We start from the raw sequence: 7,849 nt of genomic DNA on the forward strand, positions 1-7,849 counted from the left end.
GCGACGCCGGCGGATGGGATCGGAGCTCCAATGGGCCGCCGCCGGCGTCGCCCCCTCCTGACGGCTTCGCCGTCTGTCCTCCCCATCGCCTTGAAGGGCGATGGGGAGGTGAGGGGCCGCGAACGGGCGAACGACTCTCCTTCTGCAGCGTTCTGGCTCCTGCACACGGAGTTTCGCACCATGGCCGCCCGACCCACATGGCAGGGGCATCTGAAACTGTCGCTCGTGACCTGCCCGGTGGCGCTGTACACCGCCACGTCCAGCGCCAGCCACGTCAGCTTCCACCTGATCAACCCGGACACCAATAACCGCATCCGCATGGTTCCGACCGACCCGGACACGGGACCGATCGAACGCTCCGACCTGGTCAAGGGCTATGAGGTGTCCAAGGACGAGTACGTCCTGATGGACGACGCCGACTTCGAGAAGGTGAGGCTGGAGAGCACCCGCACGATCGACATCGGCCAGTTCGTCGACGAGGACGAGATCGACCGGCTGTACTGGGACGACCCCTTCTACGTCGTGCCCGAGAAGGGCGTGGGCGCCGAAGCCTTCGCGGTGATCCGCGACGCCATGGAGGAGACCGGCAAGATCGCCATCGGCTCGCTGGTGCTGCGCGGGCGGGAGCGGCAGGTGGCGCTGGAGGTGCGCGGCAAGGGGCTGGTGGCCTATTCGCTCAGGCCGCACGACGAGGTCCGCGACGCCGGCGACTTCTTCGACGACATTCCGTCGGTGAAGGCCGATCCCGACATGGTCGAGATCGCCGAGCGGATCATCGGCCAGAAGGACGCCAAGTTCGATCCCTCGAAGTTCAAGGACCGCTACGACGACGCCCTGCGCGAGCTGATCAAGGCCAAGCAGAAGGGCGGCAAGCGCCTTGTCGAGGCGCCCGAGCCCGACGACACCAACGTCATCGACCTGATGGCGGCGCTGAGGAACAGTCTGAAGGGGTCGGCGTCGGGCGGGACCGCGAAGAAGCCGGCCGCCAAGAAGAAGGCTCCGGCGAAGAAGGCGGCGGCGAAGAAAGCCACGACGAAGACGAAGGCGGCGTAAGGCGTTCCAAATTCCGCTCATCCCCGCGAACGCGGGGACCCAGTGCTTTGGGCGATGGGTGGGGCGCCGTTATCCGCAGCGTTCGCCCAGCGCTCCGCCAAACGTTCCAGGTCCGGAGGCGCCAGCCACTCGGCGGACAGATCGCGCCAACCCGGATTGGCCCGCTCGATCAGATCGAGCTTCCAGACGCGGTTCCATCTCTTGATCCGCCCTTCACGCAGGAAGGCGGCGTGACGGGTCTCGTGGATTTCGTACCAGACCAGGAGGTTGCAGCCATAGCGCGCCGTGAAGCCGGAGAAGGCCGCGCGTTTGTGCTGCGACGTGCGAGTAATGAGCGCGTCGGTGGAGCCGGTATAGAGCGTTCCGTTCCGGCCGCTGGCCATGATGTAGGTGAAGAAGGTCACGGCCTGCCTCGCAAAAGGACTGGGTCCCCGCGTTCGCGGGGATGAGCGGAAATAATGCAACTCAAGGGTGTTTATCTCAAGTCCGCTTGACTCTCTCACACAGTATGCGGCATACACTGTGCGTCACACACTATGTGACGGACAGGTGAGCCAAATGAGCCTCGACGCCGAGCTCTTCGAATCCATGAAGCTGGAGCTGCGGCGCGGGTCGCTGGTGCTGGCGGTGCTCGCCTGCCTGAGGACCGAGCGGTACGGCTACACCCTGCGTCAGGCGCTGGCCGCCGACGGGCTGGAGATGGAGGAATCGACCCTCTATCCGCTGCTGCGCCGGCTGGAGAGCCAGGGGCTGCTGGAGAGCGAATGGCGCGAGGAGGAGAAGCGGAAGAAGCGCTTCTACCGCCTGTCGCCGGGCGGCGTCGCGATGCTGGCCGCCCTGACCGACGAATGGCGGGGCATCAACGCCTCGCTGGACAAGATTCTCTGAAATCCGGGACTGAAGGGGAAGTCTGATGGACCTCATCGACCGCTATCTGAACGCCGTCGCCGCCCAGCTGCCGCAGGACCAGCGCGCCGACATCATCGCCGAACTGCGTGACATGATCCTAAGCCGGTTCGAGGCGAAGGAGGAGGAACTGGGCCGCGCCCTGACCGACGACGAACGCGAGGCGATCCTGCGCGAGGTCGGACATCCGCTGACGGTCGCCGCCCGCTATGGCTCGGGGCCGCAGCATGTGGTGGGGCCGGAGCTCTTCCCGTGGTGGATGTTCGGCGTCCGAGCGGGCCTGATCGCGATCGTCGCGATCACCGTCCTGGGCGCGCTGGTGCGTGTCCTCCTGGGCGACGTGGAGGTCGGTCGCGCCATCGGCCAGGCGTTCCACAGCGTTTTCAACGGCGCGATCATGCTGATCGGCTTCGCCACCGTCGGGGCCTTCATCATCGAGCGCCAGAAGGAGAAGCCGCGCTTCCTGCGCGAATGGCGGGTGAAGGACCTGGGACTGTTCGAGTTCGGCGGCAATCTGAACGCGGACGCCGTCTCGCGAGGTCTGAGCGAGGGCGACTGGGCGCCGAAGACCGCTCGCGCCGGCAAACGCACGGCCTCGCCGATGGTCCGGGCGCTGGGCAGCGCCGTGGGCTGGAGCGTGATCCTGCTGTGGTGGATCGGCTGGCTGCCGCTGACCCATATGACGCCCGAGGATCTGGGCATGCGGGTGAACGGCTTCGACTTCGGCCGCATGCTGGTCGAGATCCACGCGCTGCTCTATTGGCCTGTGATCGCCTTCGCCCTGGCGCGGGTCGCCTTCGACCTGGCCCGCGCCCTGCGTCCCTGGAGCGTCCGCCTGACGGCGCTGGGCGACGTCGGCTTCGACGCCGCCGAGGTCGCGCTACACGCCTGGCTGTGGCTTTATTCGCCGCTGTCGCCGATGATCTTCGCGCCCGACGTCGAGACCTTCGTCGGCCGGGTCCGCGACATGTTCCAGAGCGGCGCGTGGCCGCTGCCCACCGTCCTGATGCTGATCGTCGCCTTCGGCTTCGTGGCCAGCGTGTTCAAGCTGCTGGGAGCGCTCGGACGGCTGGCGACCGGCAAGGACCGCCGGACGCCGCACGCCGCGGCCTGATCCGCCGGGGCGCTTCGGACCGGTCGGCACGCCCATGTCCGAAAACCGCGAGACTTCCATGGCCGCAGCCCCCATCTTGCGGCCATGGAAAACGCACATGAACTCGACCAGGAGGCCTGCTATCGCGCCGTGCTGACGCGCGACGCGCGGTTCGACGGGCGCTTCTTCGGTTGCGTGAAGACGACCGGGATCTATTGCAGGCCGGTCTGTCCCGCGCGGACGCCCAAGCGGGAGAACATGTTTTTCGTCGTCTCGGCGGCGGCGGCGGAGGAGGCGGGCTTCAGGGCCTGCCTGCGCTGTCGGCCCGAGACGGCGCCGGACATGGGCGCTTGGCGCGGGACCTCCAACACCGTCAGCCGGGCGCTGGCCCTGATCGAGGCCGGAGCCCTGGACAGTCACTCGGAGATCGGGGGCGACGTCGACGCCCTGGCCGGGCGGCTGGGCGTCGGCGAGCGGCACCTGCGGCGGCTGTTCCGTCAGCATCTGGGCGCTGCGCCGGTGAGCGTGGCCCAGACCCGCCGGGTGCTCTTGGCCAAGGCCCTGATCCACCAGACGGACCTGTCGATGGCCCAGGTGGCGCTGGCGTCGGGCTTCGGCAGCGTGCGGCGGTTCAACGAGACCTTCCAGGCCCTGTACGACCGGCCGCCGTCCGCCCTGCGTCGCCGCGGCGAAAAGGCCCACGTCGGCGGGGTGCGGCTGAGCCTGCCCTACCGGCCGCCCTACGATTGGGAGGCGATGCTCCAGGCCCTGGCGGCGCGGGGCGACCGGGTCGAGGGACGACGCTGGTCGCGCGTCCTGACGACCGACATCGACGGCGCCGAGGGTCTGGTCGCCGTGGAGCCGGCCGAGCCGGGCCGGGTCTCGGTCCTGGTCGAGACCGGCGACCTGAAGGCCCTTCCCGGCGTTCTGGCGCGGGTGCGGCGGGTGTTCGACCTGTCGGCCGATCCGGACGCGATCGGCGGGGACCTGTCGACGGACCCGGCGCTGAAACCGCTGGTCAAGGCCAGGCCGGGCCTGCGGTTGCCGGGCCAATGGATCGACGACGGCGCCGAGCCGCCGAACGACCGATTGGAGGACCAAACCCTCGCCGCGCGCGCCGAACGCTGGCGGCCGTGGCGAGCCTATGGCGCGCTGCACCTGGCCCTGGCCGGGTTGGCGGGCGCCGACGCTCGGGTCAAGCCCGAGCCTGACGTGATGGAGAAGACCGATGAAAAACACGCAGCCTGAAACCCTGACCCTGGACCGGGTGGCCACGCCCGTCGGCGAGGTTCTTCTGATCACCGGGGCCGAGGGCGCCGTACGAGCGCTGGACTTCGCCGGCTATGAGGACCGGATGCGCCGGCTGCTGCGCCGCCATTGCGGCGGCGAGCCCAGGCTGGTCGAAGGGCGCGCGCCGAAACCGTCCGCCGGGCCGTCGAGGCCTATTTCGCCGGCGATGTGCGGGCGCTGGACGACTTGCCGGTGAAGACCGGAGGAACGGACTTCCAGAAGGCGGTGTGGGCCGCGCTCAGGGCCATCCCGGCCGGCGAGACGCGGAGCTACGGCCAGTTGGCGGCGGCGATCGGCTCGCCCCGGGCGGTGCGGGCCGCGGGGCTGGCGAACGGCCAGAACCCGATCGCGGTGATCGTGCCCTGCCACCGGGTGATCGGCTCGAACGGGACGCTGACGGGTTATGCGGGCGGGCTGGAGCGCAAGCGCTGGCTGCTGCGGCATGAGGGCGCCGCCGTGGCGTGAGGCCTCGAGACCTTGATGAGCCCCGGCGCCGTCCGGCGCCGGGAAAGCCGCGCGGCCCGGTTCAGCGCAAGACCCAGACGTTGATGTAGCCGTTCCAGAACTCGGTCCACTGGGCCTTGTCCGCCGCCGCGGCGGACGTGGCGTTGCAGATCTGCGAGCGCGGCAAGCGATCGGCGGGACGGCAGGACCAGCCAGCCAGGGGTTCGGCGTGTTCGCGGGTCATCACGCTGACGATCCGCCCGTCGTTGACGCCCAGATAGAGACGGCCCCGATCCTCCTGGCCCCCCGTGTCGGGCCAGACGCAGATGGTCGTGAAGGGCTGACCGTCCAAACGGCCTTCTTCCTCGTCGCTGCAGCTGTTGTCGCCCGACAGGAAGACCCCGCGGAAGACCCGTCCGTCGGGGGAGGTCAGGTCCAGGCCATCCGGCGCCGCGGCGAGCTGGCCGTAGGGATCGTTCAGATCGGGCCGGGCGGGCTCGGTCATCTTGACCGGAGCGTCCGAGACCTGGGCGGTCGCGGAGACCGACGCGGGCGAGGCGGCCGAACTGGACGGAGCGGCCGGTTCCTGGGCTGGGCTGGGGCCGCACGCGGCGAGGGCCGAGAGGCCGGCGGCGGCGAGAAGTCCGGTCAGAAGGCGCATGGGGCTGTCCGTTGTCGATGGAGATTCCCAGTCTCGCGCCCGGACCGCCGAATAACCACCCGCGAAATCTGACGGCCCGCCGCCGGGTCTCTTCGTCGTTCCCGGCAGAGCCTGAGGTTCGCCCGGACTTGCATTCCTGCGCCATCGGCCTAGATTGTTCCCGCTTATGCTGAAAGTGAGCATAAGTCGGCGGCGGGCGAGAAGCCAAGCCGCCGTTCTTCGGGCCTCTGATTTGCTCAAATCGAGCAAAAGGGTGGATGCGATGGCGGACGGCGCTTTCGGGCTGTCGAAGGAACTGGAGCGGGAGACCGCGCCGGTGTGGGCCAAGGTCAAGGACCATGTGACCCCCATGGAGTGGCCGGCGCAGGCGGCCCTGATCAGCGAGATCAACGCGCTGAAGAAAGCGCGCGACGCCGTCATCCTGGCTCACAACTACATGACGCCCGAGATCTTCCACGGGGTCGGCGACTATGTCGGCGACAGCCTGGGCCTGGCCAAGGAAGCGGCGAAGTCCAAGGCCAAGGTCATCGTCCAGGCGGGCGTGCACTTCATGGCCGAGACCTCGAAGATCCTGTCGCCGGACAAGACCGTGCTGATCCCGGACCTGCGGGCGGGGTGTTCGCTGGCGGCCTCGATCACCGGCGCGGACGTGCGGCTGATCAAGCAGCGCTATCCCGGCCTGCCGGTGGTCACCTATGTGAACACCACCGCCGACGTGAAGGCCGAGACCGACATCTGCTGCACCAGCGCCAACGCCGTGCAGGTGGTCGAATGGGCGGCGAAGGAATGGGGCGTCGACCGCGTCATCCTGATCCCCGACGAATACCTGGCGCGCAACGTGGCGGCCCAGACGACGGTGGGGATCATCGCCTGGAAGGGCCGTTGCGAGGTGCATGAGCGCTTCACCTCCCAGGACATCGCCGACATGCGCGCCGCCTATCCCGGCGCCGAGATCCTGGCCCACCCGGAATGCCCGGAAGAGGTGCTGGCCGCCGCCGACTTCGCCGGCTCGACCGCGGCGATGACCGACTACGTGGCCGCCCGGAAGCCCAAGCAGGTGGTGATGATCACCGAATGCTCGATGGCCTCCAACGCGCGCGACGTGCCGGGCGTGCAGTTCATCGGGCCGTGCAACCTGTGCCCGCACATGAAGCGCATCACGCTGGAGAACATCCGCGACTGCCTGGTGAAGATGCAGTTCGAGGTCACCGTGCCCGAAGAGATGGCCGAACGCGCCCGGCTGGCCGTGCAGCGCATGGTCGATCTTCCGCCGCCGGCCGTGCCGGCCCGCTATGACCTGATCAAGGCGCGCCACCACGTCGCGGTCGAGCTGATCTGAACCCTTCGGGAAAATGAGCCGATGCACTATGTCGCGCCCGTCCGGGCCGTCGCCACGGTCGACCGGAAGACCCTGCGGCTTCTCGCCGTCCTGGCCTTGTGGCTGAAGACGGACAAGGCCACCTCGAAGACATGACCGACACCGACGCCCCCCGCCGCCCCGGACCCTGGGACCCTCGCCCGGAAGAGGCCTCGCCCACGCCCGTCGCCGCCCGCCAGGAGGGCGAGCCGCCGCTGGACAAGGGTCAGCACCCGGTCATCGCGATCGGCGGCACCCTGCTGTTCTTCGGCTTCATCTGGCTGGTGACCCAGAGCTGGGTCATGGCGACCGCCCTGATCTGGGGCCTGTTCGTGCACGAGTACGGGCATGTGCTGGCCATGAACCGCGTCGGCATGGGGCCTGCGCGCATCTACATCATCCCGTTCCTGGGCGGGCTGGCCAAGGGGCAGCGCGCGCCGCAGAGCGAGTGGCACGGCGTGCTGGTGTCGCTGGCGGGCCCGGCGTTCGGCCTTCTGGCGGCGATCCCGTTCTTCGCCCTGTATTTCGGGCTGGGCGGCGGCGAGTGGCTGCTGGGCGCGGCGGTGATCGCGGCCATCAACCTGATCAACCTGGCCCCCGCGCCGCCGCTGGACGGCTCCAAGGCGATCGGCCCCGTGCTGGCCCGCATCCACCCGTGGGTGGAGCGGGCGGCGATGATCGTGATGGGGGCGCTGGTGGTCTACTGGGGCGTCGCGACGGGCCGATGGATCCTGGCCGCCTTCCTGGCGATCGCCCTCCTGGGCCATCTGCGCCGCGGGGCATGGCGGCCGGAAGGACGCGACCTGACCGTCCGCGAATCCCTGTTCAGCGTCGGCCTGTACGCGGCCACAGGCGCGGCGTGCGTGGGCGTGGGCCTGGCGGCGCTTCTGCCCCTGGCCGAAGGCTCGCTGGCCGGCGCGATGAACGTCGCCGGCGCCTATCTGGGATTCCGGCCTTGAGCCGCGTCCGGCACGACGGGCCGCTGGTGATCGGCGGCGGGCTGGCGGGCCTTTCGGCCGCGCTGGAGGCCGCGCCGCGCAAGACG

Annotated in this window: 10 protein-coding genes; 8 read left to right on the forward strand and 2 right to left on the reverse strand. The window is 69.2% G+C overall.

Going from position 1 to position 7,849, the window contains the following annotated elements; genetic code table 11:
• Positions 1-180: 180 nt before the first annotated feature.
• The gene (ku, locus tag AC2W7C_RS10485; RefSeq protein ID WP_486001391.1) at positions 181-1,053 is read left to right on the forward strand and encodes a non-homologous end joining protein Ku; all 873 of its coding nucleotides are present in this window, start codon (positions 181-183) and stop codon (positions 1,051-1,053) included.
• Positions 1,054-1,070: 17 nt separating this feature from the next.
• On the opposite strand, the gene AC2W7C_RS10490 is transcribed toward ku, so the two are convergent.
• Positions 1,071-1,457: a GIY-YIG nuclease family protein gene (locus AC2W7C_RS10490; RefSeq protein ID WP_486001392.1), complete on the reverse strand. Its 387-nt coding sequence runs from the start codon at positions 1,455-1,457 to the stop codon at positions 1,071-1,073.
• A gap of 154 nt (positions 1,458-1,611) precedes the next feature.
• On the opposite strand from AC2W7C_RS10490, the gene AC2W7C_RS10495 reads away from it, so the two are divergent.
• The 5 genes from AC2W7C_RS10495 (at position 1,612) to AC2W7C_RS10515 (ending at position 4,807) form a co-directional block, all read left to right on the forward strand.
• Positions 1,612-1,941, forward strand: a complete 330-nt coding sequence (locus tag AC2W7C_RS10495) for a PadR family transcriptional regulator (RefSeq protein ID WP_486001393.1) — start codon at positions 1,612-1,614, stop codon at positions 1,939-1,941.
• A gap of 25 nt (positions 1,942-1,966) precedes the next feature.
• A complete protein-coding gene (locus AC2W7C_RS10500) occupies positions 1,967-3,073 on the forward strand; it encodes an HAAS signaling domain-containing protein (protein WP_486001394.1) in 1,107 nt (368 codons plus the stop codon).
• Positions 3,074-3,157: 84 nt separating this feature from the next.
• Positions 3,158-4,300 (forward strand): bifunctional transcriptional activator/DNA repair enzyme AdaA, encoded by a 1,143-nt coding sequence (locus AC2W7C_RS10505; protein ID WP_486001395.1) that lies wholly within the window; start codon positions 3,158-3,160, stop codon positions 4,298-4,300.
• A complete protein-coding gene (locus tag AC2W7C_RS10510) occupies positions 4,281-4,538 on the forward strand; it encodes a hypothetical protein (protein ID WP_486001396.1) in 258 nt (85 codons plus the stop codon). Before AC2W7C_RS10505 ends, AC2W7C_RS10510 begins: the two co-directional genes overlap by 20 nt.
• Positions 4,535-4,807: a methylated-DNA--[protein]-cysteine S-methyltransferase gene (locus AC2W7C_RS10515; RefSeq protein WP_486001400.1), complete on the forward strand. Its 273-nt coding sequence runs from the start codon at positions 4,535-4,537 to the stop codon at positions 4,805-4,807. The genes AC2W7C_RS10510 and AC2W7C_RS10515 overlap by 4 nt, the downstream gene beginning before the upstream one ends.
• Before the next feature lie 61 nt (positions 4,808-4,868).
• Here AC2W7C_RS10515 and AC2W7C_RS10520 read toward each other — a convergent pair whose 3' ends face one another.
• Positions 4,869-5,447 carry a hypothetical protein gene (locus AC2W7C_RS10520; protein ID WP_486001397.1) on the reverse strand — a complete coding sequence of 193 codons (579 nt, stop codon included), beginning with the start codon at positions 5,445-5,447 and terminating at the stop codon, positions 4,869-4,871.
• 262 nt (positions 5,448-5,709) lie between these two features.
• Between AC2W7C_RS10520 and nadA the strand changes: the two genes are divergently transcribed.
• Both nadA and AC2W7C_RS10530 read left to right on the forward strand, forming a co-directional pair.
• A complete protein-coding gene (gene nadA, locus AC2W7C_RS10525) occupies positions 5,710-6,786 on the forward strand; it encodes a quinolinate synthase NadA (RefSeq protein WP_486001398.1) in 1,077 nt (358 codons plus the stop codon).
• A 131-nt stretch (positions 6,787-6,917) separates the two neighbouring features.
• Entirely contained in the window at positions 6,918-7,763 is an 846-nt protein-coding gene (locus tag AC2W7C_RS10530; RefSeq protein WP_486001399.1) for a metalloprotease, read from the forward strand.
• Positions 7,764-7,849 lie beyond the last annotated feature (86 nt).

It is taken from the genome of Brevundimonas sp. CURTG3B2_SDJG, from assembly GCF_057364705.1.